The organism is Pseudoalteromonas sp. HL-AS1, assembly GCF_031198785.1.
GTDB classification, from domain to species: domain Bacteria; phylum Pseudomonadota; class Gammaproteobacteria; order Enterobacterales; family Alteromonadaceae; genus Pseudoalteromonas; species Pseudoalteromonas distincta.
Window position 1 is genome coordinate 3,206,007 of the sequence record NZ_CP133569.1, and the last position, 25,577, is coordinate 3,231,583.

General features: G+C 39.3%; 25 protein-coding genes. 15 read left to right on the plus strand and 10 right to left on the minus strand.

The features are described from left to right. The first annotated feature begins 101 nt into the window (after positions 1–101). The 7 genes from RB214_RS14850 (at position 102) to yacG (ending at position 7,326) form a co-directional block, all read left to right on the plus strand. A complete protein-coding gene (locus tag RB214_RS14850) occupies positions 102–530 on the plus strand; it encodes a pilin (protein WP_309167692.1) in 429 nt (142 codons plus the stop codon). A gap of 51 nt (positions 531–581) precedes the next feature. Then, the gene (locus tag RB214_RS14855; RefSeq protein ID WP_309167693.1) at positions 582–2,255 is read left to right on the plus strand and encodes a Wzy polymerase domain-containing protein; all 1,674 of its coding nucleotides are present in this window, start codon (positions 582–584) and stop codon (positions 2,253–2,255) included. Positions 2,256–2,264: 9 nt separating this feature from the next. Continuing rightward, entirely contained in the window at positions 2,265–3,494 is a 1,230-nt protein-coding gene (locus RB214_RS14860; RefSeq protein WP_309167694.1) for a type II secretion system F family protein, read from the plus strand. 171 nt (positions 3,495–3,665) lie between these two features. Beyond that, the gene (locus RB214_RS14865) at positions 3,666–4,559 is read left to right on the plus strand and encodes an A24 family peptidase (RefSeq protein ID WP_309169028.1); all 894 of its coding nucleotides are present in this window, start codon (positions 3,666–3,668) and stop codon (positions 4,557–4,559) included. Between the two features lies 1 nt (position 4,560). After that, positions 4,561–5,214 (plus strand): dephospho-CoA kinase, encoded by a 654-nt coding sequence (gene coaE, locus RB214_RS14870; RefSeq protein WP_309167695.1) that lies wholly within the window; start codon positions 4,561–4,563, stop codon positions 5,212–5,214. 93 nt (positions 5,215–5,307) lie between these two features. Continuing rightward, the gene (gene pilB / locus RB214_RS14875; RefSeq protein ID WP_309167696.1) at positions 5,308–6,984 is read left to right on the plus strand and encodes a type IV-A pilus assembly ATPase PilB; all 1,677 of its coding nucleotides are present in this window, start codon (positions 5,308–5,310) and stop codon (positions 6,982–6,984) included. 111 nt (positions 6,985–7,095) lie between these two features. Beyond that, positions 7,096–7,326: a DNA gyrase inhibitor YacG gene (gene yacG / locus RB214_RS14880; protein ID WP_024597564.1), complete on the plus strand. Its 231-nt coding sequence runs from the start codon at positions 7,096–7,098 to the stop codon at positions 7,324–7,326. A gap of 72 nt (positions 7,327–7,398) precedes the next feature. On the opposite strand, the gene RB214_RS14885 is transcribed toward yacG, so the two are convergent. Further along, entirely contained in the window at positions 7,399–7,887 is a 489-nt protein-coding gene (locus RB214_RS14885; protein WP_309167697.1) for a periplasmic heavy metal sensor, read from the minus strand. A 428-nt stretch (positions 7,888–8,315) separates the two neighbouring features. Here RB214_RS14885 and RB214_RS14890 point away from each other — a divergent pair, with 428 nt between their 5' ends. From RB214_RS14890 to RB214_RS14900, 3 genes are read left to right on the plus strand one after another with little or no spacing between them, the layout of a single operon-like run. After that, positions 8,316–9,005 (plus strand): response regulator, encoded by a 690-nt coding sequence (locus tag RB214_RS14890; protein ID WP_197098823.1) that lies wholly within the window; start codon positions 8,316–8,318, stop codon positions 9,003–9,005. Further along, positions 8,983–10,398, plus strand: coding sequence for an ATP-binding protein (locus RB214_RS14895; protein WP_309167698.1), 1,416 nt, complete (start codon positions 8,983–8,985; stop codon positions 10,396–10,398). The genes RB214_RS14890 and RB214_RS14895 overlap by 23 nt, the downstream gene beginning before the upstream one ends. 3 nt (positions 10,399–10,401) lie before the next feature. After that, positions 10,402–11,349 (plus strand): alpha/beta fold hydrolase, encoded by a 948-nt coding sequence (locus tag RB214_RS14900; RefSeq protein ID WP_309167699.1) that lies wholly within the window; start codon positions 10,402–10,404, stop codon positions 11,347–11,349. On the opposite strand, the gene RB214_RS14905 is transcribed toward RB214_RS14900, so the two are convergent. After that, a complete protein-coding gene (locus RB214_RS14905; protein ID WP_081709160.1) occupies positions 11,309–12,175 on the minus strand; it encodes a cation diffusion facilitator family transporter in 867 nt (288 codons plus the stop codon). The genes RB214_RS14900 and RB214_RS14905 overlap by 41 nt on opposite strands. A gap of 161 nt (positions 12,176–12,336) precedes the next feature. On the opposite strand from RB214_RS14905, the gene trmL reads away from it, so the two are divergent. Beyond that, positions 12,337–12,801 carry a tRNA (uridine(34)/cytosine(34)/5-carboxymethylaminomethyluridine(34)-2'-O)-methyltransferase TrmL gene (gene trmL / locus RB214_RS14910; protein WP_309167700.1) on the plus strand — a complete coding sequence of 155 codons (465 nt, stop codon included), beginning with the start codon at positions 12,337–12,339 and terminating at the stop codon, positions 12,799–12,801. A gap of 68 nt (positions 12,802–12,869) precedes the next feature. Here the strand turns inward: trmL and gpsA are convergent, their stop codons facing one another. The 4 genes from gpsA to RB214_RS14930 are packed head-to-tail and all read right to left on the minus strand — an operon-like array spanning position 12,870 to position 15,121. After that, complete coding sequence (gene gpsA, locus RB214_RS14915; RefSeq protein WP_309167701.1) at positions 12,870–13,877, minus strand: NAD(P)H-dependent glycerol-3-phosphate dehydrogenase; 1,008 nt, start codon at positions 13,875–13,877, stop codon at positions 12,870–12,872. A 3-nt stretch (positions 13,878–13,880) separates the two neighbouring features. Continuing rightward, entirely contained in the window at positions 13,881–14,366 is a 486-nt protein-coding gene (secB, locus tag RB214_RS14920) for a protein-export chaperone SecB (RefSeq protein WP_309167702.1), read from the minus strand. 34 nt (positions 14,367–14,400) lie between these two features. Continuing rightward, complete coding sequence (grxC, locus tag RB214_RS14925; RefSeq protein ID WP_002957783.1) at positions 14,401–14,658, minus strand: glutaredoxin 3; 258 nt, start codon at positions 14,656–14,658, stop codon at positions 14,401–14,403. Between the two features lie 31 nt (positions 14,659–14,689). Then, entirely contained in the window at positions 14,690–15,121 is a 432-nt protein-coding gene (locus RB214_RS14930) for a rhodanese-like domain-containing protein (protein ID WP_007376037.1), read from the minus strand. Between the two features lie 337 nt (positions 15,122–15,458). Here RB214_RS14930 and gpmM point away from each other — a divergent pair, with 337 nt between their 5' ends. The 4 genes from gpmM to RB214_RS14950 are packed head-to-tail and all read left to right on the plus strand — an operon-like array spanning position 15,459 to position 20,258. Further along, a complete protein-coding gene (gene gpmM / locus RB214_RS14935; protein ID WP_007582830.1) occupies positions 15,459–17,003 on the plus strand; it encodes a 2,3-bisphosphoglycerate-independent phosphoglycerate mutase in 1,545 nt (514 codons plus the stop codon). 3 nt (positions 17,004–17,006) lie between these two features. Beyond that, the gene (locus RB214_RS14940) at positions 17,007–18,146 is read left to right on the plus strand and encodes a murein hydrolase activator EnvC (protein ID WP_197098828.1); all 1,140 of its coding nucleotides are present in this window, start codon (positions 17,007–17,009) and stop codon (positions 18,144–18,146) included. 34 nt (positions 18,147–18,180) lie between these two features. Next, positions 18,181–19,446 carry a S41 family peptidase gene (locus RB214_RS14945; protein WP_309167703.1) on the plus strand — a complete coding sequence of 422 codons (1,266 nt, stop codon included), beginning with the start codon at positions 18,181–18,183 and terminating at the stop codon, positions 19,444–19,446. Positions 19,447–19,496: 50 nt separating this feature from the next. Continuing rightward, entirely contained in the window at positions 19,497–20,258 is a 762-nt protein-coding gene (locus RB214_RS14950; RefSeq protein ID WP_309167704.1) for a divergent polysaccharide deacetylase family protein, read from the plus strand. Positions 20,259–20,600: 342 nt separating this feature from the next. Here RB214_RS14950 and rpoH read toward each other — a convergent pair whose 3' ends face one another. The 4 genes from rpoH to ftsY all read right to left on the minus strand — a co-directional run bounded on the left by rpoH (position 20,601) and on the right by ftsY (position 25,458). After that, a complete protein-coding gene (rpoH, locus tag RB214_RS14955; protein WP_002957791.1) occupies positions 20,601–21,464 on the minus strand; it encodes an RNA polymerase sigma factor RpoH in 864 nt (287 codons plus the stop codon). 314 nt (positions 21,465–21,778) lie between these two features. Next, on the minus strand, positions 21,779–22,765 hold the full coding sequence (ftsX, locus tag RB214_RS14960) for a permease-like cell division protein FtsX (RefSeq protein WP_165744576.1): 987 nt from the start codon (positions 22,763–22,765) through the stop codon (positions 21,779–21,781). Beyond that, positions 22,762–23,439, minus strand: a complete 678-nt coding sequence (gene ftsE, locus RB214_RS14965) for a cell division ATP-binding protein FtsE (protein WP_002957793.1) — start codon at positions 23,437–23,439, stop codon at positions 22,762–22,764. The genes ftsX and ftsE overlap by 4 nt, the downstream gene beginning before the upstream one ends. 87 nt (positions 23,440–23,526) lie before the next feature. After that, positions 23,527–25,458 carry a signal recognition particle-docking protein FtsY gene (gene ftsY / locus RB214_RS14970; protein ID WP_309167705.1) on the minus strand — a complete coding sequence of 644 codons (1,932 nt, stop codon included), beginning with the start codon at positions 25,456–25,458 and terminating at the stop codon, positions 23,527–23,529. Positions 25,459–25,577: the final 119 nt, after the last annotated feature.

Sequence of the window (25,577 nt, forward strand, 5' to 3'; positions counted from 1 at the left end):
AACAAATTAAGTAAACAGGTTAAATAAACAAATTAAGCTAAGCACTAATGCTACTTAAATAACGCTTATTTACCACAACATTATCCTTTAGGAGAGGAAACATGAAAACAATGACACAACAGAACCAAAAGGGTTTCACCCTAATTGAATTAATGATCGTAGTAGCAATTATAGGTATTTTGGCGGCAGTAGCACTACCTGCTTATCAAAACTACACATCTAAATCACAAGTTACAGCTTGTTTAGCTGAAATTGCTCCGGGCAAAACTGCATTTGAAATCAAAATGAATGAAGGCAGCATTTCTGGCACTCTTGATGCTGATGACTTAGGTATAAATAATAAGGCTTGTTCAGGTGTGGCAATAACTGCTGACTCTGCTGATGGTGAAGGTACGGGTAGTATTAAAGGCACTGTTTCGGGCGGTCCTGCAGTAAACGGTAAGACAGTAACATTATCTCGCTCTAAAGCTGGCGAGTGGACATGTGCGTCAACAGCTGATGCAGAACACAAACCAACTAACTGCTCTTAATTTTAAAACCTAAAGAGCGCTAGATGCGCTCTTTTTGCTAGGCCTTTCAATTTGCTTCATATTAATAAAACAGCTTTACTATTTACCCCGTTACTGCTCATTTCAATATTTTTTTACATCCCTAACGTAGGCGGTTTTGGCTTTTCATTACCTTTTAATACATTTGCTTTATTGTCATTAAGCTGGGCGTTGTTCATCGTTATTTACAACTCAATAAAAAGCCACCAGACTTTTAAATCCGATCTCTTTTTAACTATTGCGTTTGCCTCATTTACATTACTTTTGATCCCATCACTATATAGTGAACAAATCCAACTTTACTCAGCTTTGCCTAGGTTTATTTATATCGCTTTAGGCTTATTGACATATTTTTGTTTATTACAGATAAAAGATAAGAAAACTTTTAATGAATCTCTTTTGTATTTAATTTGTTTTTCTAGCTTATTGAGTGCTTGTTTTGCCCTTTATCAGAACTACTTAATGACCGCAGATAGTTACTTTGCGATAAAAATTGAATATGATCGCCCTACAGGTATTTTCCAGCAGGTGAATGTGTTAGCTAGTTATACAGCAACTGGCATTGCTATTTCGTTTTACTTACTAACAGGATTAAAGGCAAGAAGTCTAAAAAGCTTTTTATACCTATGTATTTTTGTGAATAGCTGGGCTTTATTTTTGACTCAATCCAGAACGGGACTCCTAGCGTATGGTGTTATTCTTTGTTGGTATATTTTTTTAATATTTAAAGAAAAAGAAAGAAGAAAGCTTGCATTCCTTCTTTCGGGTATCATGGCAAGCTTTATACTGGCGAAAACTCTTCCATATAGTACGGGTAATGAATACGTATCAAAAAAAGAGATGTTTAGTACCCCTAATGCAAGATTACAAATTTACCAAGATAGTTTAGGCGCTTTTTTAGAAAAACCTATTATTGGGCATGGTTACGGCAGCTTTCATCGAGTCATTACTGATCACTCAGCTATAAAAGCAGCCGAGAGGAATAATATAAATATAGGAAAAAAAGTAAATCACCCTCATAACGAATTTATTTTATGGTTAGTTGAAGGAGGTGTTATAGCTGCATCCGCCATGCTTTTATTGTTTTATTATTTATGTTCTATTATTTTTAAAAGTAACTCGCAGAACAAATTTGGACTTTTCCTACTTATTACACCTATTTTACTTCACAGCAGCACTGAACACCCTTTTTACCAATCATTTATACATTTTATTGTTTTCACGTTTTTATTGTTTTATATAACTAAAGCATGCAACCTAAAAGAAAAGAGCATTCAAATAAACCTAAGCTTTTTGAAAATCACTAATTTACTCATAGTTGTTTTTATTACCATATTCACCATAACAGCGATACAGTCAAGTATCACATTAAGGCATTATATTTACAATGAACCTAACAACCATATGTTGCTATCAAAAACGTTAAACCCTTTCATTGAATACAAGTTCAAAGAAATACAAATCAATACATTAAAACTTGAAGTTGCAATTCAGAATCAAAACCATGCTAAGGTAAATAGTTTTTTAAATTGGTCGAAAGAGTTTTTACAAGTTTACCCTAGTGACTATATTTACTTTGAGAGAATCAGAGCGCTAATATTTCTTGGATTAAAGGATCAAGCGGAAGCGGAAAGAAAGTTGGCTAAAGCCTTATATCCTCAAAACATCTCATGGGATAAAGGAATATGGGAAGCTCCCTCAAAATAAGAGAACTTTATGGCAAAACAACCAGAAAATAAAAGCTTAGACACGTTTCAGTGGGTAGGTGTTAGTGCTCGCGGTAAACGTTTAGAAGGCGAACTGACCGGCTCAAGTGTTGCTTTAGTTAAAGCACAACTGCGTAAACAAGGTATTACCCCTTCTAAGGTTAAGCGAAAAGCTAAACCATTGTTTGGTTTAGCTAGCAATCAAAAAATAACCCCAAAAGATATTGCGTTGGTGACTCGGCAAATTGCCACCATGCTAATGGCGGGTGTACCGCTAATTCAGTCAATCGAAATGATTGGCTCAGGCTCACCCAATAAAAGTGTAAGTAAACTGATGGAAAGCATTGCTGATGAGGTAAAGGCTGGCCAACCGTTATCGCAAGCCCTGCGACGTCACCCCCGTTATTTTGATGATTTATATTGCGATTTAGTGGCATCGGGCGAGCAATCTGGCGCTTTAGATAAAATATTCGACCGCGTGGCCATTTATAAAGAAAAGTCTGAAGCACTAAAATCAAAAATTAAAAAAGCGATGTTTTATCCAATTGCGGTATTAGTTATCGCACTTATAGTTACCTCAATATTGCTAATATTTGTTGTACCGCAGTTTCAGGATATTTTTGCCGGCTTTGGTGCTGAGCTCCCTGCATTTACCCTATTTGTAATTGGCATATCGGAGTTTATGCAGGAATATTGGTGGATGATGCTAATAGCAATTATTGCATTCGGCTGGGCTTTTAAAGAGGCCAAACTAAAAAGCTTAAAACTCCGCGATGCTACCGACAGAGCTGTTTTAAAACTGCCAATCATTGGCATGATTTTAAATAAAGCTGCTGTTGCCCGTTATGCTCGTACACTTTCGACTACCTTTGCTGCTGGTGTACCGCTAGTTGATGCGCTGGATTCTGCTGCAGGCGCCTCAGGTAATGCGGTTTACCGCTATGCCATTTTAGATATAAAAGCCGAAGTTAGCTCGGGTAACCAAATGAACTGGGCAATGCGTAACTCAAAAATATTCCCTGATATGGTAATACAAATGGTTGCGATTGGTGAAGAATCTGGCTCACTAGACGGCATGCTTGCTAAAGTAGCAACTATTTACGAGCAAGAAGTTGATGATGCAGTAGACGGTCTTTCAAGCCTACTTGAGCCACTTATTATGGCCGTACTGGGTGTACTTGTTGGTGGCTTGATTGTTGCGATGTACTTACCTATTTTCCAATTGGGCTCTGTCATTTAATTACCAAGAATAACAATTTACAGGAAATAAAAGAGAGGCTTACCTTTTTGTTAAGGTATGGCTAGTAATGTCTTCTCATTTACTCTCTTTTATTTCTCTTTGTGATAATAATTTCACTTAATTTTTAAAACAATTTTCACTTAATTTTTAAAACAATTTTCAGGTAATATGATGCAAAGTATTATTGAAGTAATGCAAAGCCAATTGTGGTTTTATTTAACCACAGTTGGCTTAATTAGTTTATGTATCGGTAGCTTTTTAAATGTGGTTATTTATCGCTTACCGCTAATGATGCAACGTGAGTGGCAAAGCGAATGCAGACTACTGTTGGAAGATGAACTTACAGCTAATAAATCTAAACAAGCCAACACCAGCGAACCTTTCAACTTAGTAAAACCCAACTCTACCTGCCCTAAATGTAAAACTGCCATTAAGCCTTGGCAGAATATTCCTATTATTAGTTGGTTAATACTTAAAGGTAAATGTGCAAGCTGCAGTAACCCTATTTCTGCTCGCTACCCTGCTGTAGAGCTAATTACTGCCGTATTAAGTTTAATTGTTGCCTACAGCTTTGGTACGACCGAGCAAGCCCTTTTATATATTTTTGTAACGTGGATTTTAGTAGCACTAACCTTTATTGATATTGATCACATGTTACTGCCAGACCAGCTTACATTACCGCTTGTATGGCTTGCACTTATTGCCTCGGTATTAGGTTACACAATTACGCCTACTGATGCCATTATTGGCGCTGCTTGTGGTTATTTAAGCTTATGGAGCGTATTTTGGTTATTTAAGCTATTGACCGGCAAAGAAGGCATGGGCTATGGCGATTTTAAATTGCTCGCTGTATTTGGGGCGTTACTTGGCTGGCAGTCATTGCTTACTATTATTCTGCTTTCGAGCGTAGTAGGTGCCATAATAGGTATTGCACTGTTGAGCATACAAGGTAAAGACAAAGCGACCCCTATCCCTTTTGGCCCTTATTTAGCGATAGCTGGCTGGATTGCAATGCTTTGGGGCAACCAAATTCAAGGCGCTTATTTTAATTTAATAGGTTATTAAAATGAGTGAGAAAATTACTAAAGTAAACAGCTGGGTATTAGGTTTAACAGGCGGTATTGGCTGTGGTAAAACGGCCGTAAGCAATATGTTTGGAGAGCTTGGTATTACAATAGTTGATGCCGATATAATTGCGCGTGAAGTCGTACTCCCAAATAGCAAAGGGCTAAAAGCGATTACAGCCCACTTTGGTAAAGATATTTTATTACCTGATGGCACATTAAATAGAGCAGAGCTTCGCAAAAAAATATTTACTAACGACAGTGACAAAAAATGGCTTAATGCGTTGCTACACCCTCTTATTCGCGCAAAAATACTAAACGATTTAAATAATGCAACTAGCCCTTATGCTGTTTTAGTAGCGCCTTTATTGTTTGAGAATAATCTTGATAAGTATTGCGACCATACCCTACTTATTGATGTACCAACCTCTGTGCAAATAGCGCGTACAGCAAAACGTGACAACACAAGTAGTGAGCAAGTTAAAAGTATTATTGCCTCGCAAATGTCACGCGCCGATAAACAGCAAAAAGCGGATGATATTTTAAATAACGACCGTAGTTTAAACCTAGTGCATATAGAACTTGTTGATCTTCATAAAAAGTACCTACAATATGCATTACACAACAAAACTAACTCACACAAACTCGTATTTTAGTTAGTAAAATCACAACAAAGAATGAAAGGTGATGTAATCACCTTCTTTTTTCTGATAAATTGCTTACTATTGAAGGAATAAAACAGGTGCGCAATGAATATTAACTCACCGTTATTGAGAAAATTTATAACCCTTGGCCGCATTGATGCCGACACGGTTAAAAACAAACAAAATGAATTTGCCTCAACAGCTGAGCTTATTTCTAAATGTGGAAAAATCGATAGTAAAGATTTAGCTGAACAATGTATTGATTTGTTTCGCGTACCTTATTTTGATTTAAAAGATTTTGACCCTACAAAAATTCCAGCCGATCTCGTAAAAGAAAAACTTATACGTAAACATCACATTTTGCCGCTTGTTCAAAAAGATCGAAAAGTTTATATAGCAGCATCAGACCCAACAGATTATGGCGCATTTGAAAACTTTGAGTTTAGTACCGGTCTATCATGCGAAGTTGTTGCTGTTGATTATATTCAACTCGATGCCAAAATTGAGCAGTTACTAGATGCTGCTGGCAGCTTAAATTTAACTGATGACGAGTTTCAAGAATTTGCTGACTTAGACTCAGAAAGCCAAAAAGATACATCCCAGCAAGATGACGATAAAGATGATGCGCCTATCATCGTATATATCAACAAAATTTTAATGGATGCCATTAAAAAAGGCGCCTCTGATTTACACTTTGAACCGTATGAGCACAAGTACCGTATTCGCTTTCGTATTGATGGCATTTTGCATGAAGTTGCAAGCCCACCTAACACATTAGCGACTAAGCTTTCTGCGCGTATTAAGGTTATGTCGAGACTCGATATTGCCGAAAAACGCAAACCACAAGATGGTCGTATTAAGCTAAAAATTACTGAACGCAAAAGTATCGATTTTCGTGTAAGTACCATGCCTACCTTGTGGGGCGAAAAAATAGTAATGCGTATTCTTGATTCATCAAGCGCTATGTTAGGCATTGATGTATTAGGCTATGAGCCTGAGCAGAAAAAGCTCTACATGGATGCGCTTGCCCAGCCTCAAGGGATGATACTTGTAACAGGGCCAACGGGTTCTGGTAAAACAGTATCGCTATACACAGGTTTAAATATATTAAACCAACCTGAGCGTAATATTAGTACTGCGGAAGATCCGGTTGAGATTAACCTTGAAGGTGTAAACCAAGTACAAATAAATATTAAAGCCGACATGACTTTTGCCAACGCACTGCGCGCATTTTTACGTCAAGATCCTGATGTAGTTATGGTAGGTGAAATACGTGACTTAGAGACCGCAGAAATATCAATAAAAGCGGCGCAAACAGGTCACTTGGTTTTATCAACATTGCATACAAACTCAGCGCCGGAAACAATCACTCGTTTATTAAATATGGGTGTACCCGCTTATAACGTAGCAAGCTCGATTAGCTTAATAATAGCCCAGCGTTTAGCACGTCGCTTGTGCCCTAAATGTAAAACGCCAGAACAACTTCCGAGTGAAGAACTAGCTCGCCAAGGATTTAGTGCCGAGCAAATTGAAGAAATGACGTTATATACGCCTAAAGGGTGTGATAGCTGTACTGATGGCTACAAAGGGCGTGTGGGTATTTACGAAGTAATGCAAATTACTCCTGAAATTGCCCAAATTATTATGCGCGGTGGTAATTCGCTTGAAATAGCAGACGTATCACTTAAAGCCGGGTTTAATAATTTACGTTTATCGGGTTTACGCAAAGCAGCCGATGGCCTTACATCCCTTGGTGAAATTAACCGCGTAACCAATTTTTAAAAGTCCCACAGTAAAAGATATAAGGCTCTAAGCTTTAAGCTCAGAGCCTTATATCTAGAGACTCATATCTAAGTAATGTAATATGCACCAAAAATTTGTAGAGAGTAATTTATGCCTACTGTTGTAAACTGCCCAACCTGTAAAACTAAAGTTGAATGGTCAGAGCAAAGCCCATTTCGCCCTTTTTGCTCAAAGCGCTGCCAACTAATTGATTTAGGTGAATGGTCGTTCGAAAATAATAAAATTTCTGCACCAATCACCTCGGCACAAGAGTTTAGCCAAGACATGATAGAAGATATTGAGGCAATGATGGCTAAAAATGAAGATGACTTTTTTAAATAATTTATCTTCATAATGCCCTAAATACAAAAACCAGCATTACGCTGGTTTTTTAGTATTTACAAAAAAGTAAAATTAACTTTTTTGTTTACGGTGCTTTTTATTCATACGCTTTTGCATTTTAGCAAACTTCTCTTTTTGCTCAGCGTTAAGCACTTGCATTACTTGGTGTTGTGTTTTTAGTTCAATTAAACCAAATTGCTCACCTTTTTCATGACGTTCATTTAATAGCTCTTTTGCTGCATTTTCGTCAAATGTTGCAGCCGAAAGTAATGCATCCATTTTTGCTTTGTGCGCTTCACGCATCGCTTTACGGGCTTCTTTATCGTCGCCACGCAGTGCTTTCATTTGTGTTTTTTGCGCTTCAAAAATAGCCTTTAGCTTAGTTTGCTGCTCATCTGTTAGGTTTAATTTTTCAACGCCGCGCTCAGAAAGTAAAAAACGAGTTTGAGAATGGCCTTGCTTATGTCCGTCGCCTTTAGCTAACACGCTACCAGCACCAAGCGTTGCTGTTGCTAAGCCACAGATAAGTACTAATTTTGAAAGTGTGTTTAATTTAGTCATAATCATTACCTTAATATTGGGTTGGTTGTGGCTAACATACCCAATCAACCGCAAGAAGCGAGTTTCAGTTGGAATTAAAAACTATTTAGGCAAGGCATTGATTGTAACCAATGGTTGCTCCCTTGTTAAAACCTATAACGCAGAATAAATCGTTTTAAAACCAACCCTTTGGGCGTTTCACAGCAACTAGCTCTCGGTGTTGTGACTTTTTAAAAGGGAATGCCATTCTTGCAAAGTCACGCCTTGATAGCCAGCTGCTGTGAAACGCTGAATTCTGTATCTTGAGGCTGACTGGGTATACGCCAGTGAGTTAACTATACCTAACTCAACGCAAAGTAACGCAAAGCAGTGTAAAGGTTGTGTAAAGATTCACCTTTGCACTATTTAGCGGGTAAAATAACGCTATAAACAACTCTAAGGGTTTGTAAATGAAACTATTAATGATTGATGACGACACTGGCCTTTGTGAGCTATTAAGTGAATATTTAACTGCCCAAGGCTTTGAAATACAATGCGTACACGACGGTGAACAAGGCCTTGAACTAGCACAAGCAAATGACTACGCCCTGATATTGCTAGATGTAATGTTACCAACGCTTGATGGTTTTGAAGTACTTAAACAACTTAGGCAAACAAAACTCACACCGGTAATAATGCTTACAGCAAAAGGTGAAGACTTTGACCGTATTTTTGGTCTAGAGCTAGGCGCTGACGATTACATTCCAAAGCCTTTTAATCATCGTGAATTACTAGCCCGCGTAAAAGCAATAACTCGCCGTATAGAGCACATTAATAGCTTAAATGTAGCTACAACGAGTAAGTTACTCGTTAATGGCATTACTGTTAACCTTGCTGCGCGCGAGGCTTCAATAGACGGCTCTACACTAACGCTTACTGGTACAGAGTACGAAATACTCACGCTATTGTGTAAAAATGCAGGTGAAGTGGTTAGTAAAGAGCAAATTAGTGAAGAAGTACTAGGTAGGCGCTTAGCTTCTTTTGATCGCTCTATCGATATGCATGTAAGTAATATCCGCAAAAAAATAGCAGAGCATATTCCAGGTGAGCGAATTAAAACAATGAGAGGTACGGGTTATGTCTTTATCCAAGGCGAATAAAAGCACTTACTTTGCTTGGTTAAAACACCCTGGGCACTACCTGTTTTTTAAAATATTTATTTGGTTTTGGTTAACTATAATCGGCACCGTTGCAGCGCTTATATTTTTAAGTAACATTACCGCTATTAACGCGGTAACTAACAAGCCGCTTTATGGCCCTATGAAAAAAAACTTAATATATACCGCCAAAAGTATTGAGCGCACTGTTATTAAACATAAGCGCAGCCTAAGCGATGTATTAGTACACCCCCGCCTATCAAAGCGTAAACTTTTATACTTAAGCGCAGCTCAAAGCGAAGACTCCCTTAGTAGTAAAGAGGTGCCAGAGAGCATCGACTTAAGTTTATTAAACTTTACTCAAAATATGTCACCACAAATTATTTTTACTGAAAAATATCAAGCCTTCGGCCCTGTTAACATAAACGTGCCTGAAGGGAGTTTTTATCTTTATGAAATAGATATTAACCATCAACCGCCGCTATTAATGCGCTTTAAGCTTATGCCTAATTGGATGAAAATAGTCATCGCAATTGTTGCCTCTCTTATTTTAAGCTTTGTATTTAGCCGTAACTTAATAGCCCCTATAAATAGTCTTAAAAAAGCAGCTATTAAACTATCAGCGGGCAACCTAAGCGCAAGAGCCGACATTTCTGTAAACCGAAAAGATGAGCTGGGAATACTTGGGCGAGACTTTAACAGCATGGCCAATCAGTTAGAGCTTTTAATTAGTTCACAAAAACGCTTATTAGCCGACATATCACATGAGTTACGCTCGCCCCTTACGCGTTTAAAAATGGCTACCGGTCTTGCGCAAATGCAAGCTAACGACGCTAGCCAATCGTATTTATTACGCATAGAAAAAGAAGCAAACCAACTTGATAAGATGATTGCCGACGTGCTGCAAGTTTCTCGCTTAGAAGCAAAAAGCCAAGCGCTTTCATTGCAAAAACAATCATTACAAATAATTGTAGATCACGTTATTAACGATGCGCAGTTTGAAGCAAAACAAAATAATAAGCAGCTCAATATAGTGGGCGCTGTAGACGTAAATATTAATTGCGACGAAACACTTATTGCCAGTGCGCTTGAAAACCTACTTCGTAACGCTATTAAATACGCAAACAATACAATTAGCATTACTCTAAAGCACACAGATGCCATTTATATAGAAATATGTGATGATGGCTCTGGTGTGCCCGATGATCAACTGAGCAAGCTTTGTGAGCCCTTTTTTAGGCAATCAGATGCGCGGGATCGCGTAAGTGGTGGCACGGGTTTAGGTCTTGCGATTGCTAAAAATGCTATTACTGCACATGGCGGCAGTTTAGTATTATCAAATAAAGAACAAGGTGGCTTGTGTGCTAATATAACCTTGCCATTAATAAAAGAGTAAAGCATGTTTTATAGTAGTGAGCGTGAGCTTAAAAGTAATCAAATAACAATTAATAATTTTTATAAAAACACGCTAATTAAAGCTTATTTAGATACGCCTAACGGGCAATTATTTTATGCTTATGCCATACCAAATAAAGCCAAAAATGCCATTGTAATAAGCTCTGGGCGCCTTGAAGGGTTAGATAAATATAAAGAGTTGTTATGGGAGCTGTATAACAATAATTTTGCCATATTCATAGCCGATCACCAAGGACAAGGCCGCTCTTATCGCCACCTACCAAATAAGCACAAAGGCCATGTTAATCAATTTAAAGATTACAGCGCAGACCTAAACTTATTTAATACACAAATAGTGGATACTCATTGGCAAGGTAAAAAGGTGTTAGTGAGTCATTCAATGGGCGGCGCCATAGCATTTGATTACCTTGCGCATTTTGAACACAATTTTAGTGGCGCGTTTTTATCAGCGCCTATGCTTGATATTTATACAAAAAACACACCAAAGCCTTTAGCTAAATTAATAGCAAGTACCGCTACCCTTTTGGGTCAAAAAGACAATTACGCACTAGGGCAAACCGATTACATACCCGATGAGTTTGCTACAAATGTATTAACCAGCAGCCCAGTGCGTTACGAGCTATTTAGGCAAACATATCAAGAAGAGCCATTACTACAGCTCGGCGGTGTTACTTACGGCTGGCTAAATGCGACGTTTGCATTTATAACTTCTGTGGATAACTTGAGCGTGACTATTCCACTTTATATTGCCAGTGCGCAAAACGACGAAGTGGTTGATAACAATGCCCAATATAAATTAGCAAACAGGCACGTAAACACGGTACTTAAAAGCTTTGAAGGCGCTAAACACGAGCTGTTTTTTGAACGTGATGAAATACGCCAGCCATTGCTTAAAAGCTTGTATCAGTTTTGTGAGTCGGTGACGGCTTAATAAGTACCGACAAAGGGTCGAGGTGGATCAGTATATCTACCTCAGACTCAAAGCGCTCTTTAAGCATTGCCTCTACTTCATCAGCTACGTTATGTGCGCGAATCAAACTTAAATGATCATCAAGCTCTAAGTGCATTTGGATAAACTTAACTTTTCCGCCTTGGCGCGTACGAATATCATGCACACCATGTACATCAGCATGGGCTCTGGCTATATCAAATATGCTTTGCTTTTCATCATCTGGCAGTTCTTTATCCATTAAATGATCGGCACTATCGCGAGCAATATCCCAGCTGTTATAAAGTAAGTAACCCGCTACACCTATCGCAAAAACAGGATCGGCATACAACACACCATAATAAGCTAACAAAATAGCTAATAGCACAGCGGCATTTAATATTAAATCACCTTTGTAATGTACTGAGTCGGCTTTTATAGCAATTGAATCGGTGTATTTAACCACCTTGTTTTGTACAAATACAATGACGAGCGTACACGCAATAGCAAAAATACTTACCCACACACCTAATAAAGAATGGCTTAACTGTATAGGGTTAAATAATCGCTCAATACCATGAAAAGCAAGTAGGCAACCTGAGCCTGCAATAAACGCGGCTTGTCCAAGCCCTGCAAGTGCTTCAGCTTTTCCGTGTCCAAATCTATGGTCATCATCTGCTGGGCGCAGTGCGTAACCTAACACTAAAAAACTCATGGCGGTGGCAGTAATATCCATTAACGAATCAGTTAACGAGCCAAGCATTGAGGCAGAGCCAGAAGCCAGCCATGCCCATGTTTTTGCGCCAATCATTAAACTAACCATTACCATGGTAACAATGCTTGAAGTTTTAACCCAAAATTCGTAGCTACGGTTATGCACGTTTTAATCCGATAATTAGGAGTACTCAATAGTGTGAGTATATCATTTTTTTAAAAGGTTTCGTGTATACTGCCCTTCGTCAAACTACAGATTATTTTATAAGGCTCATTATGCTGGATATTGTTTTATACCAACCTGAAATACCGCCTAACACTGGTAATATTATTCGCCTATGTGCCAATACCGGCTATGCATTACATTTAATTGAGCCGCTAGGTTTTGAGTGGGACGATAAGCGCGTGAAACGTGCAGGACTTGATTATCATGAATTTAGTCATGTTCAACGCCATGCCTCATTTGAAGATTACCTTGAAAAATGTAAACCAAAAAAAATATATGCATGTACAACCAAAGGTAGTCAGTTTCACCATGAAGCAAGTTACGAAGCTGGCGACTGTTTAGTGTTTGGTCCTGAAACACGCGGCCTGCCTGATGAAATGATTCAAGCATTACCAAACGATCAGCGTGTACGTATTCCTATGCAAGCAAATAGCCGTAGTATGAACCTGTCAAATGCAGTCGCCGTGTTTGTTTACGAGTCGTGGCGTCAGTTGGGCTTCCCTAACGCGCAGTAAATATAATCCGTTAGGCAATAAAAAACCGACATAGTGTCGGTTTTTTAGTTAAGGCCTAGCTCAAGCGCTTATTCAGCGCGTTGCTCTCGGCCTAATAGCGCCATTGCAGCTTCTTTCATATCTTTATTTTCATAAAGCACTTTATAAATTTGCTCGGTAATCGGCATTTCTACACCGCTACGCTGCGCTAATAAATACACTTCTTTGGTATTTCTAAAGCCTTCAACTACTTGACCAATTGACTCAATAGCAGCATCGACGCTTTCGCCTTTACCTAACGCTAAACCAAATCGACGATTACGTGATTGGTTATCTGTACACGTTAGTATTAAATCGCCAAGGCCTGCCATCCCCATGAAGGTTTCTGGCTTAGCGCCAAGAGCGCAACCTAAACGAGTAAGCTCTGCAAGGCCTCGGGTGATAAGTGCGGTACGCGCATTAGCGCCAAAACCAACACCGTCCGAAATACCGGCACCAATGGCAATTACATTCTTAACCGCACCACCGAGCTGTATACCAATAAAATCATCATTGTTATACACACGGAATGAGCGACCACAATGAAGTAAATCAGCAAGCTGCTGAGCAAATTCAGGCGACGTAGAAGACACTGAAATAGCTGTAGGTGACCCCATCGCCATTTCTTTTGCAAACGTAGGACCCGACAGTACCGCAAGTGGAATATCATCACCTAATTCTTGCAAAGCCACTTCTTGTAACAAACGTCCAGTATTAGGCTCAAGCCCTTTAGTTGCCCACGCTACTTTAGCACCGTCTTGCAATGCAGGTTTAATCTGCGCAAGTGTGTCGCCAAAAGCATGGCTTGGCACAACAACAAGTACAATAGCGCTGCTAGCAACGGCATGTTGTAAGTTAGCTTCAAGAGTAAGAGTATCTGGAAAAGGAGCATCAGGTAAGTAACGTTGATTTTTCCGCTCAGCTGCAAGCGTGGCAACGTCGTCGCTATTTCTTCCCCAAAGTGTCACGTGGTGACCATTTCGGGCTAAACAAATAGCAAGGGCGGTGCCGTAAGACCCCGCCCCTAATACAGTAACAGCTGTAGTTGCTGTACTCATAAGTTATGCGTCTGCTGAAGCCTGGTCAACTTGCGCAGTACGTTGTTGCATGTATTGTGCAAATAACGCATCAAAATTAACTGGCGCAAGGTTAAGCTGTGGGAAAGTACCACGGTTAACAAGGTTTGAAACAGCTTCACGTGCATATGGGAACAACACGTTAGGACAAAATGCACCTAGCATGTGCGCAAGTTGCACTTCTTCAACTTCAGCAATAGTAAAAATACCTGCTTGTTGAATTTCACATAAGAACGCAGTTTCTTCACCAAGAGAAGCGGTTACAGTCAGCGCTAAAACAACTTCAAATACACCTTCGTCTAGTTTATTAGAGCGTGTATCTAGGTCTAGCTTAACTTCTGGCGTCCATTCTTTTTGAAAAATGGCCGGAGAGTTTGGCGTTTCAAACGATACATCTTTAGTGTAAATACGTTGAATAGTAAATTGTGCGCCGTCTTGTGCAGCTGCTACGTTTTGATTTTCTTCGTTCATTGTTATTCCTAACTTGTTCGTTATTATAATTAAATTAAGCGTTTAGCTTAGCGTCAAGTTTACCTTGCGCTTCAATAGCCATCATGTCGTCGCAGCCACCGATATGTTCATCATTAATAAAAATTTGCGGTACTGTGCTTGCACCACCTGCTTTGGCAATCATTTCATCGCGTAGCTCAGGCTGTACACCAATATCATAATTTGTGTATTCAACGCCTTTGCTGTTTAAAAGCGAAAGAGCACGCTGACAAAATGGACAATACGCCTTGGTGTATAAAACAACATTACTCATAATAAATCCTCTATCGGCCTAGCTAAACTGATTAGCGACCTGTTGTAGTTGGTAAGCTGGCAGATTGCCATGCACCCATGCCACCTGCTAATAAGTAAACTCGTTCAAAACCAGCTTTACTCATAGCGGCTGCAGTACCTTGGGCAGTCATACCTGTAGTACATACAACTATAATGGGTTTAGTCTTGTACTTTTCAAGGCTTGAAAAGTCAGATTTTTTCGCATTCTCTGGGCTTAAGTGCTCAGCACCAGAAATACGCCCTGCATTAAACTCTTTTTGCGCACGTATATCGATTACTTGACCGTCATCACGGTTAATAAGTAACGTAAGCTGCTGAGGATTTATTTGACGAACAGCTGAAAACTTACTTTTTATCCAGCCACTAACAATAAGGAAAACAATACCAACCCAAGCAAGGCTTAAAATGGGATGATTTGTAATAAATTCAATATATTGATCCATTCTACTTCCACTATGAAATTATGTTTTAAAACGTGATGTTTTAATTATTTTGTACTTTAGCCACGCAAGTATACCCAAACCAACCTAAAATGCGAGTTTAGGAGCACTTAGAGACGTTTAAAAAACGATAAAGCCCCCATATATAGTTAACAAGAACTCTGGATAATAAATCTATCTCAAGCAGAGTTCAGGTTAGTCAATGAGGTATAAGTGAAAAAATTTAATATCTTGTTTTCAATGCTGATCCTAGCTTAAAAACACGGTATGCTAAAACCACGCTAATAAACCTTTTAGGTGCACAGTATCCATCAACAGATACTAATTTTCAGGAGCTATTATGACAGAGCATAAAAAACCACTGGTATTAATGATTTTAGACGGTTGGGGATACCGCGAAGATACGCAAAGTAATGCTATTCTTGCAGCTAACACACCGGTATTAGACAATTTATGGGCCACACGGCCACACACATTAATATCAGCTTCGGGTTTAGATGTTGGTCTTCCTGATGGTCAAATGGGTAACTCAGAAGTTGGCCATGTGAACTTAGGTGCTGGTCGCATTGTTTATCAAGATTTTACCCGTATCACTAAAGCAATTAACGATGGCGAATTTGATTCAACCCCAGCCTTAGTTGAAAACATAGATAAAGCGGTAAGTGCAGGAAAAGCAGTTCACATAATGGGTCTTTTAAGCCCAGGTGGTGTGCATAGCCATGAAGACCACATAGTTGCTAGCATAAAACTTGCTGCAAAACGTGGCGCTAAAGAAGTTTACTTTCATGGCTTTTTAGATGGCCGCGATACACCTCCACGTAGTGCTAAAGCGTCAATCGAACGTATTGAAGCGTTATTTAGCGAACTTAAATGCGGTCGTTTGGCGTCACTTATTGGCCGCTACTACGCAATGGACAGAGACAACCGTTGGAACCGCGTAGAAAAAGCTTACAACGTAATTGCATTAGCTGAAGGTGACTTTAATTTTGATAACGGCGTAGAGGCACTTAATGCAGCGTACGAGCGCGACGAAAACGACGAATTTGTGGCCGCTACAACCATTACACCAACAGGCGCCGCTCCTGCTTCAATAAACGATGGCGACACTCTAATTTTTGCCAACTTTAGAGCAGATAGAGCCCGCGAAATTACTCGCGCTTTTGTTGAGCCTGATTTTGATGGATTCGCAAGAAAAAGAACGCCAGAGCTTAGTGCATTTGTAATGATGACAGAGTATGCAGCCGATATAGATGCACCTATTGCCTTTGGTTCAACACCGTTAGTAAACGTACTTGGTGAGTGGTTTGAAAAAAATAACAAAACACAGCTTCGCATTTCAGAAACTGAAAAGTACGCACACGTTACGTTTTTCTTTAGTGGCGGGCGCGAAAGTGAATTTAAAGGCGAAACACGCGAGCTAATTCCTTCGCCGCAAGTTGCAACCTACGACTTACAACCTGAAATGAACTCAGAAATGCTAACCGACAAACTAGTAGCAGCAATTAAAAGCGGTAAATACGATGCTATTATTTGTAACTACCCTAACGGCGATATGGTTGGTCACTCTGGTGTATTTGAAGCTGCTGTTAAAGCTTGTGAAGCTGTAGATAGCTGTATCGGACGTGTTGTTGATGCACTTGAAGAGTTTGGTGGTGAAGCACTAATAACAGCCGATCATGGTAATGCTGAGCAGATGGCTGATCTTAAAACAGGCCAAGCGCATACTGCCCACACTAGTGAACCGGTACATTTTATATATGTTGGTCGCGATGCAGAGCCTATGCAAGGTAAAGCATTAAGCGATGTAGCCCCTACAATGCTTCACTTAATGGGCATGGAGCAACCAAGCGAAATGACTGGTACGCCTATCATGATGTTGAAATAACACATGAATAAACGTATTAACCGGTTAATTAAGTGCGGTTTGATACTAACTTCATTAGTGGCTGCATCTGCAGTTGCTAATGAAGATCGTACTAAAAAAGACTTATCAGAGGTTCAAAATGCACTTGAGCAAAGCCAAGCTGAATATAACGCCCAAAGAAAAAAAATAGCGTCGCTACAAAAAAATCTAAAAAGCCATGAACTCGATATAGCTAAAAATGCTAAAGCACTTAACATGGCAGAGCAATCTGTAAAAGAGACTAAAACACAGCAAAAAGAGTTACAAAGTAAAGCCGATGAGCTTGATAAAAAGCACACTCAGTTTCAGAAAATTTTAGCCGCGCAACTCAAAAGTGCCTATATGGCCGGTGGCGACGACTACTCTAAAATGCTGTTGAATCAAGAAGACACAGCCAAGTTTGAGCGCACACTTAGCTATTACAATTACTTAAATAAAGCCCGTATTGAACAAATCGAAGATCTAAAAGATCTTCAACAGCAAATAGTACAAAACCAAAAAGAGCTCGTTAAAACACAAGAAAAACTAGAGCTTTTATTTGATGAACAAAAAAGGCGTCAAACTGCATTACTTAATGCACAAAGTGAACGCCAAGCTAATCTTAAAAACTTACAAGCTCAGCTTAGCAGCACTAAAAGCTCAATAAATTATTTAAAAGAAAACCAACAAACTTTAGTAACAACGATTAAAGAGCTCGAAAAAGAAAAAACACAAAAAATAGAATTACTTGGCCTAAATAAGAGCAAGGGAAAATTAGACTGGCCGAGCAAAGGCAAGTTAGAGCACACATTCGGCCAACGTAAGCATGGTGGTATTGATTGGAAAGGCGTATTAATTGGTGCAAAAGAAGGAACTAATATTAATAGCGTGCACAACGGGCAAGTTGTATTTGCCGATTGGCTAAAAGGTTATGGATGGGTAATTGTTGTAGACCATGGTGAAGGTTTTATGAGCCTATATGGCCACGCTCAAACGCTACTAAGAGATGTAGGGGATATGGTACGTGAAGGCGAAACCCTCGCTTTGGTAGGCCAAAGCGGCGGACAGGCAAGTTCTGGTCTATACTTTGAAATACGCCACAAAGGACGCGCAGTAAATCCTGTAAAATGGTGCAAACGTATTTAATTAGATAAATCGCTGCACCGCCCTGGAGCAGCTGATGACAACTAAAAAACACACAATAAATACCGTTAATAAAAAAAGTGCAGACTTTTATATAAGTCTGTACTTGCTTGTATTACTAACCCTAATTACCTTTACTAGTAATGCACTAGCAAGCTCAATTAAAGATCTTAAAAGACAACAAATAGACGAAATACTCTTTAACATTCATACCTATTACGTTGAAGATCTCACCTTACAAAATAGCCACCATATTAAATATAACAACCAGCAGTTTGAGCGTTTATATTCAAAACTCGACTCCTATTCTAAGTACTTAAATGAGTATGAGTTAGCCTCATTATTTGATAACACAAATGGTCGTTACACAGGTATTGGTATAGAAGTTAAAAACATAGACGAGAATATGACTATTGTTAACGTGGTTAATAATTCGCCCGCAAAAGCAGCAGGTATTTTACCAGGCGATATTATTGTAAGTGTAAACAACAATGCAGCTCAAAATCGTACTATCGACGAAATAGCAACACTAATAAGAGACAGTGAATTTTCGAATATAGATATAATTGTAAATCGCGATAACAATAAAAACCCACTCACTTTTCATGTTACACGTCGCCAAATAAACCTCGAAAGTGTAACAAGCGAACTTTTAGATTTTGGAACTGGCTACATAGCTATCAATAACTTTTCTAACCACACATTACATGAAGTTGCACTACAAGTTGCCGCCCTGCAAAGCCATTTTGGCTACCCACTTAAAGGCTTAGTAATTGATTTACGTGATAACCCAGGGGGGACATTACAAAGCGCAGTGGCTGTATCAGACCTATTTTTACAAAGTGGCACTATAGTGACGACTAAAGGACGTTTTTACGATGCTAACCAAGCATTTTATGCAAAGCGTGGAGACATTCTAAAAAATGCGCCCATAGTTGTGCTTATAAACGAAAATTCAGCCTCTGCAGCCGAAATACTTGCAGCAGCACTTAAAGATAATAACCGAGCAACCATTGTTGGCAGCCAATCTTTTGGGAAAGGCTCTGTACAATCACTCATTCCACTCGGTGATGGCAATACCGCATTAAAGCTCACCACAGCGAAATACTTCACACCGTTAGGTAAATCGATTGATGGAATAGGAATAACCCCAGATGTGGCGGTTAATCAAACAAACCTTTCACAAAGTAATAAAGCCGTTATAATAAAAAATGAACACACTAACAATAATGCGCAATTACTTACTGGTAATCTAACCGATTTACAGTTGGTTAAAGCCAAACAATTACTTAGCATGCAATAGCTTGTATAAGCTGTATAAATAAAGCTAAAAAGATAATAAAAACTATAAACGTGAAAATAATAAAATGGCTAACATTAGCTATTTGTTTTAGCTCTGCAACAATTAGCGCCAAGCAAATAGCAATAGTGATAGACGATATAGGCTATCATCAACGGGACTTAGAGTTCCTTTCCTTACCTGGGCAATTGTCGTATTCAATTTTGCCCCATACCCCTTATTCGCAAATTTTTGCAACACTTGCTAGTCAATCAAATAAAGAGTTATTGCTTCATATACCCATGCAGGCACTTAACGGTAAAGAACTAGGGCCTGGTGCGCTTACTTTAAATATGAATAAAGAGCAGCTTCAGCAAACTCTTGGAACAGCTCTCGCTAGTTTACCGCAAGTTAAAGGCGTTAATAACCACATGGGCTCAGCGCTTACGCAAAAAAGCCAAGCTATGAAGTGGACAATGGAAGTACTTAAAAAGCGTCATTTATATTTTTTAGATAGTCGCACAACCGATTTGAGCCAGGCACAAAATGCTGCTAACTTTTTGGGTGTTGCTAATATTAGTCGCCAAGTGTTTTTAGACAATATAACTACACCAGAACAATTGCAGTTAAGGTTTGATGAATTAAAACAACAAGCAACCGATCACAATTTTGCCATTGCAATTGCTCATCCCTACCCTGAAACCATCGAATTTTTACGCCATGCCTTACCAGAGCTAACTAAGCAAGGTTTTGAGCTCGTACCGGTTTCGCAATTAGTTGAACGTAAGTACATTCAGTTAGCGCATGCTGAGGGAAAAGGAGTGAGTGCTCGGTAATATAAGCTTTAAATAATGCTATATCCGAATAATAAACTAATACCAATTCGCTTAATTAAGTGGTCTATTTTGAGGGCGGAAAAACGTGTTGATAGCTAGGCAAAAAATTCGCTATTCAGTTGTTCTAAATGAGAATTTTTTAACGCAGGTAGCGACACGTTTAGCCCCGTAAAATCATTAAGTATTATTGCGGATTGGTATAACCATTTAATAATGCAGAGTATCGGTATTACTTAATTAGATATTTTATCGTTGGGTTTCGCTTCGCTCAAACCAACCTGCTCAAAAGCAAAAAGCCCCGCATTTTCATGCAGGGCTTTTTAAATTTGCTGCTGAGCAATATCAGCTCATAGCGCTTTGTAACTTTTTCATCGCTGTTTTTTCAAGCTGACGAACACGCTCAGCAGATACACTATACTTTTGTGCAAGCTCCTGAAGGGTTGCTTTATCATCAGACAACCAACGTGCGCTAACAATATCTTGTGAACGTTCATCTAGTGTTTTAAGTGCGCTAAATAAACGAGTATGCGCTTGCTCTTTCCACTGCTCTTGTTCAACGTCGTCAGCTAAGTCTGCTGCGCCATCTGTTAAATACTGTACTGGAGAGTATGTACTTGTTGGTGCATCGTCGTTGTCGTCACCAGTTAGGTCAAAGCCCATGTCTTGGCCGCTCATGCGCGATTCCATTTCACGTACTTCTTTTTCACTCACACCTAGCTCGCTAGCAACAGTGCTAACCTCAGCTTGGTTGAACCAGCCTAAACGCTTTTTGTTTTTACGAAGATTAAAAAACAATTTACGTTGCGCCTTAGTGGTTGCAACTTTAACTATGCGCCAGTTTTTAAGAACAAACTCGTGAATTTCGGCTTTAATCCAATGCACTGCAAACGACACTAAACGTACACCCACTGTAGGGTCAAAACGTTTAACCGCTTTCATCAGGCCTATATTACCTTCTTGAATAAGGTCAGCTTGTGGTAAGCCGTATCCCGAGTAGCTTTTAGCAATATGTGCTACAAAGCGTAAATGCGACATAATGAGTTGCTTGGCAGCACTAAGATCGCCTTCTTCCTGAAGTCTTTTAGCAAGTTCTTGCTCTTGTTCAACTTTAAGCATAGGAATAGTGCTTACCGCTTGAAGGTAACCGTCCATGCTTGCGCTTTGTTGTCCGACTGTAAGTGCCATTGCGTATAAATCTTTACTCATTTTTCACCTCGGTGATAAACATTTGAAACTATCTTAGCACTCTTTCTCTAAGAGTGCTAACCCCAATTTAAAACTTTTTAAAAGTATAAATCAAGCAGTTTTTAGTATGTGTTTAGTCTACTACAAGCGACTGAATAAGTGATGAATTGAGGGATTGCAGCCAATTAACCTAACCGCATCACCTTATTTACAACTCATTACTTTATGGGAGGATAGTACACAAATATGACAGTTTTAATAACGGGAGGTACAACCCAGTCCGATACGTTACGCATATCAAGCTGGGTTGGTTCACTTATAGTTTGCAGGGGTTTTTATACTTTATCGGGTTCTATTTCTTTAATATATCGATTTACAGAAAGGTACGATCCTACAAATCCTAAGCTTGTTGCTAGTAACACTAAAAAGCCGAGTTCATTAAGCGATAATCCTATTAACGAAAAACTTGTTTGATACACCCCCGCCACACTGCTCACTGCGCTTGAAAGCCACCACATCATCAAACCTACGCATATAAAGGCAAACAAACCACCTATTACACCATACCAAATACCGGTCCACAAAAATGGGGCATGTATAAAGGTGTTCGTTGCGCCTACTAGCTTCATTACTTGTATTTCTTCTTTTTTATCCATGATCGACAAACGAATGGTGTTACCAATAATAAGTGTCACTGAGGTAAGTAGTAATAATGCGATGGTTATTACACTTTCTTTAAGTAAATCTAGTAATGCATTTAAACGCTCTAACCAGGCTATATCGAGCTTACCAAAATCAACTTCACGTTCACTTTCTAATTTAGTTAGCAGTACTTTAGCGGCATTTGGGTGTCTGTGACGTTTTGTTGGAGTAACGAGCACCACATCCGGTAATGGATTTTTATCTAAATACTCCAAAGCTTGCCCAAAGCCAGATACGTCTTTAAATTCAGTTAATGCCTGTTGTTTTGAAATAAACTCAACACTTTCCACTTCTGGGTAAAGTGCTAAACGCTTTACTAATGTTTGCGTTTCTTGCTCGTTCATACTTTCTTTAACGAACAACGATATTTCACTCGCCTCTTCAAAGCCACTACTCACTTGCTGTACGTTTTTAACGACTAAGTAAAGTGTTGCAGGTAACGTTAGGCTCAAACCAAGTACAGCGATAGTCATCATAGATGCAAGCGGCGTGCGCCACATTTCACCTAAGCTATGCACACCTTGGCGAAAAATATTAATAATAAAAAAATAACTGCCAGCTAATACGGATTTTTTTTGCTTGTCATTACTATTTTGGCGACCTTTAAAAAGTAAACTCATAGTGCCCCCTCAGCAAGCGGGTCTTGAAGCATACGGCCATCTTTTAAGGTTAAGCTACGGTACTTCATACGTGCAACCAAACCCAAATCATGCGTTGCGATAAGAACAGTGGTACCGTGTTTATTAAAGTCTTCAAACAACTTGAGTATTTCCATTGAAAGCTCTGGGTCAAGATTACCTGTTGGTTCATCAGCTAGTAAAATTGGTGGGGAGTTTACAATAGCTCTGGCAATACCAACACGTTGTTGCTCGCCTCCAGATAGCATTGAAGGATGACATTTCACTTTGTCAATTAGGCCTACCTTGTCAAGCGCGCCATGGACCCGTTTAGCTATTTGCTTATGGTGAGTCCCCTCAATAATGAGAGGTAATGCCACGTTATCAAAAATAGTATAGCGCTCTAATAACCTATGATTTTGAAAAATAATACCTATATCACGACGAGCATAAGGAATTTGACGCGAGTTTACTTTGTTTAAATCAACACCGTTGATAAATACACTACCTGCTGAAGGACGTTCCATTAAGCTAATTAACTTAAGCAACGTACTTTTACCCGCACCACTGTGGCCAGTTAAAAAGGCAAGTTCACCCGGTTTAATATGAAAATTAACTTTTTCGAGGGCGCGGTGCCCTCCAGGATAGGTCTTACTTACTTGCTGAAAATTTATCATCTTTTTATTATGCCAACTCCATTAACACATTAATGAAATTAGTATTCCTCGCAATTAAAAAGGGAGCTAGCTCCCTTTTTTGGTAAATTAAACGTCGTCCTCATCTTGGCTAAATAACGCATCAATAAAATCATCGCTTTTAAAAGCGCGTAAATCATCAATACCTTCACCAACACCAATGTAACGAATTGGAATATTAAACTTATCTGCAACCGCAAAAATAACACCACCCTTTGCAGTTCCATCAAGTTTTGAAAGCGTAATACCAGTTAAACCAACACATTGATTAAACAGGTTTACTTGGCTAATTGCATTTTGCCCTGTGCCTGCATCGATAGTTAGCATCACTTCGTGCGGCGCATCAGGATCAATCTTTTTCATTACACGAGCTATTTTTTCAAGCTCTTGCATTAAATTATCTTTATTTTGCAAGCGCCCAGCTGTATCAGCAATTAACACATCTATATTACGTGCTTTAGCCGCTTGGAATGCATCAAACACAACTGATGCACTATCTGCACCTGTATGCTGTGCAATAACGGGAATGCTGTTACGTTCACCCCAAACCTGAAGCTGCTCAACAGCTGCCGCTCTAAACGTATCACCAGCAGCCAGCATAACCGACTTACCTTCGTTTTGAAATTGCTTAGCCATTTTACCAATAGTCGTTGTTTTACCAACACCATTTACGCCTACCATTAAAATAACAAACGGCTTTTTATCTTCGCTTATGACTAAAGGCTGTTCTGCCGTTTTAAGCATCGCAGCCATTTCTTGTTTCATTAACTCATAAAGCGCATCACCATCTTTTAACTGTTTACGGTTCGCTGCATCAGTTAAACGATCAATCAACTTCATGGTAGTATCAACGCCTAAATCGGCGGTGAGTAATTGAGTTTCAAGATCTTCAAATAATTCGTCGTCTATTTTTTTTCCACTAAAAATAGACGCAAAACCAGAACCTATATTAACGCGAGTCTTTAACAAGCCTTTTTTAAGGCGAGAGAAAAACCCTTCTTTTTTTGGCTTTTCGGCTTTTTTAGCTTCTTCAATTGCAAGTTCTGCTGTGATACGTTCTTGTTCTAAACGCTCATTTTCTGCTTTTTCAGCTGCAAGGCGTTCTTGTTCTAAACGCTCATTTTCTACTTCTTCAGCTGCAATACGTTCTTGCTCTAAACGCTCATTTTCTGCTTGTTCAGCTGCAAGGCGTTCTTGCTCTAATCGTTCATTCTCTGCTTGTTCAGCTGCAAGGCGTTCTTGCTCTAAACGTTCATTTTCTGCTTTTTCAGCTGCAAGGCGTTCTTGCTCTAAACGTTCATTTTCTGCTTTTTCAGCTGCAATACGTACTTGCTCTAAGCGCTCATTTTCTGCTTTTTCAGCCGCAATGCGTTCTTGCTCTAAAAGCATCTGCGCTTCTTGTTCTGCTAAGCGCTTCGCTTGCTCTTGCCTTTGAGCTTCAGCATCCGCTTGTTCTTTTGCTAATAACTCAGCATTCGCTTGCTCTATTGCAAGCTTTTCGGCTTTGATTGCCTCATCTTGTTTTTCAAGGCGTATTTGCTCTAGTCGCTCAGCCTCTACTTTTTCTGCCGCTAATCGTTCTTGCTCTAAGCGCATCTCTTTTTCTTGATCGGCTAAACGTTGCGCATGTTCTTGTCTTTGCACCTCGGCATCTGCTTGCTGTTTTGCAAGCAATTCAGCATTGGCCTGCTCAATGGCAATCTTTTCCGCGTTTTCAGCACGCTGGCGTTCTTGTTCTAAACGCTCTGTTTCAGCCTCTGCTTTTAACCGTTCAGCTTCAGCTTGCTCCTGCGCTAGTTTTTCTTGCTCTAAGCGCTCTGTTTCAGCCTTAGCTTTTATACGTTCAGCTTCAGCTTGCTGCGCTAGTTTTTCTTGCTCTAGCTTCTGCGCCTCTTCTTGCGCTAATACTTGTTGTTTATCAGCTGCTGCTTTTTGCTCTGCTTCTTTTTTATCTGACTTGCCAAAACCGAGCCACGACATGAATTTACTTTTTTTTGTCATACTTGCTAATAACCACTTATAAAAATCTGATAAACTAAAATTTGAAATAGCTTGGCAATGCCCAGCAATAGTTGCTAATAAATACAACCATTCAAAACGTAAGTGTTCAATAGTAACAC

Excerpts from the sequence above, each read along its gene's own strand:
- RB214_RS14860 (WP_309167694.1), top strand. The coding sequence starts at position 2,265 with ATGGCAAAACAACCAGAAAATAAAAGCTTAGACACGTTTCAGTGGGTA.
- gpsA (WP_309167701.1), bottom strand. The coding sequence starts at position 13,877 with ATGAGTACAGCAACTACAGCTGTTACTGTATTAGGGGCGGGGTCTTAC.
- grxC (WP_002957783.1), bottom strand. The coding sequence starts at position 14,658 with ATGAGTAATGTTGTTTTATACACCAAGGCGTATTGTCCATTTTGTCAG.
- RB214_RS14945 (WP_309167703.1), top strand. The coding sequence starts at position 18,181 with ATGACAACTAAAAAACACACAATAAATACCGTTAATAAAAAAAGTGCA.
- coaE (WP_309167695.1), top strand. The coding sequence starts at position 4,561 with ATGAGTGAGAAAATTACTAAAGTAAACAGCTGGGTATTAGGTTTAACA.
- RB214_RS14905 (WP_081709160.1), bottom strand. The coding sequence starts at position 12,175 with ATGGTAATGGTTAGTTTAATGATTGGCGCAAAAACATGGGCATGGCTG.
- RB214_RS14890 (WP_197098823.1), top strand. The coding sequence starts at position 8,316 with ATGAAACTATTAATGATTGATGACGACACTGGCCTTTGTGAGCTATTA.
- rpoH (WP_002957791.1), bottom strand. The coding sequence starts at position 21,464 with ATGAGTAAAGATTTATACGCAATGGCACTTACAGTCGGACAACAAAGC.
- RB214_RS14885 (WP_309167697.1), bottom strand. The coding sequence starts at position 7,887 with ATGACTAAATTAAACACACTTTCAAAATTAGTACTTATCTGTGGCTTA.
- RB214_RS14930 (WP_007376037.1), bottom strand. The coding sequence starts at position 15,121 with ATGGATCAATATATTGAATTTATTACAAATCATCCCATTTTAAGCCTT.
- ftsE (WP_002957793.1), bottom strand. The coding sequence starts at position 23,439 with ATGATAAATTTTCAGCAAGTAAGTAAGACCTATCCTGGAGGGCACCGC.
- secB (WP_309167702.1), bottom strand. The coding sequence starts at position 14,366 with ATGAACGAAGAAAATCAAAACGTAGCAGCTGCACAAGACGGCGCACAA.
- RB214_RS14900 (WP_309167699.1), top strand. The coding sequence starts at position 10,402 with ATGTTTTATAGTAGTGAGCGTGAGCTTAAAAGTAATCAAATAACAATT.
- ftsY (WP_309167705.1), bottom strand. The coding sequence starts at position 25,458 with ATGACAAAAAAAAGTAAATTCATGTCGTGGCTCGGTTTTGGCAAGTCA.
- RB214_RS14850 (WP_309167692.1), top strand. The coding sequence starts at position 102 with ATGAAAACAATGACACAACAGAACCAAAAGGGTTTCACCCTAATTGAA.
- RB214_RS14895 (WP_309167698.1), top strand. The coding sequence starts at position 8,983 with ATGTCTTTATCCAAGGCGAATAAAAGCACTTACTTTGCTTGGTTAAAA.
- RB214_RS14940 (WP_197098828.1), top strand. The coding sequence starts at position 17,007 with ATGAATAAACGTATTAACCGGTTAATTAAGTGCGGTTTGATACTAACT.
- ftsX (WP_165744576.1), bottom strand. The coding sequence starts at position 22,765 with ATGAGTTTACTTTTTAAAGGTCGCCAAAATAGTAATGACAAGCAAAAA.
- RB214_RS14865 (WP_309169028.1), top strand. The coding sequence starts at position 3,666 with ATGCAAAGTATTATTGAAGTAATGCAAAGCCAATTGTGGTTTTATTTA.
- pilB (WP_309167696.1), top strand. The coding sequence starts at position 5,308 with ATGAATATTAACTCACCGTTATTGAGAAAATTTATAACCCTTGGCCGC.
- yacG (WP_024597564.1), top strand. The coding sequence starts at position 7,096 with ATGCCTACTGTTGTAAACTGCCCAACCTGTAAAACTAAAGTTGAATGG.
- gpmM (WP_007582830.1), top strand. The coding sequence starts at position 15,459 with ATGACAGAGCATAAAAAACCACTGGTATTAATGATTTTAGACGGTTGG.
- trmL (WP_309167700.1), top strand. The coding sequence starts at position 12,337 with ATGCTGGATATTGTTTTATACCAACCTGAAATACCGCCTAACACTGGT.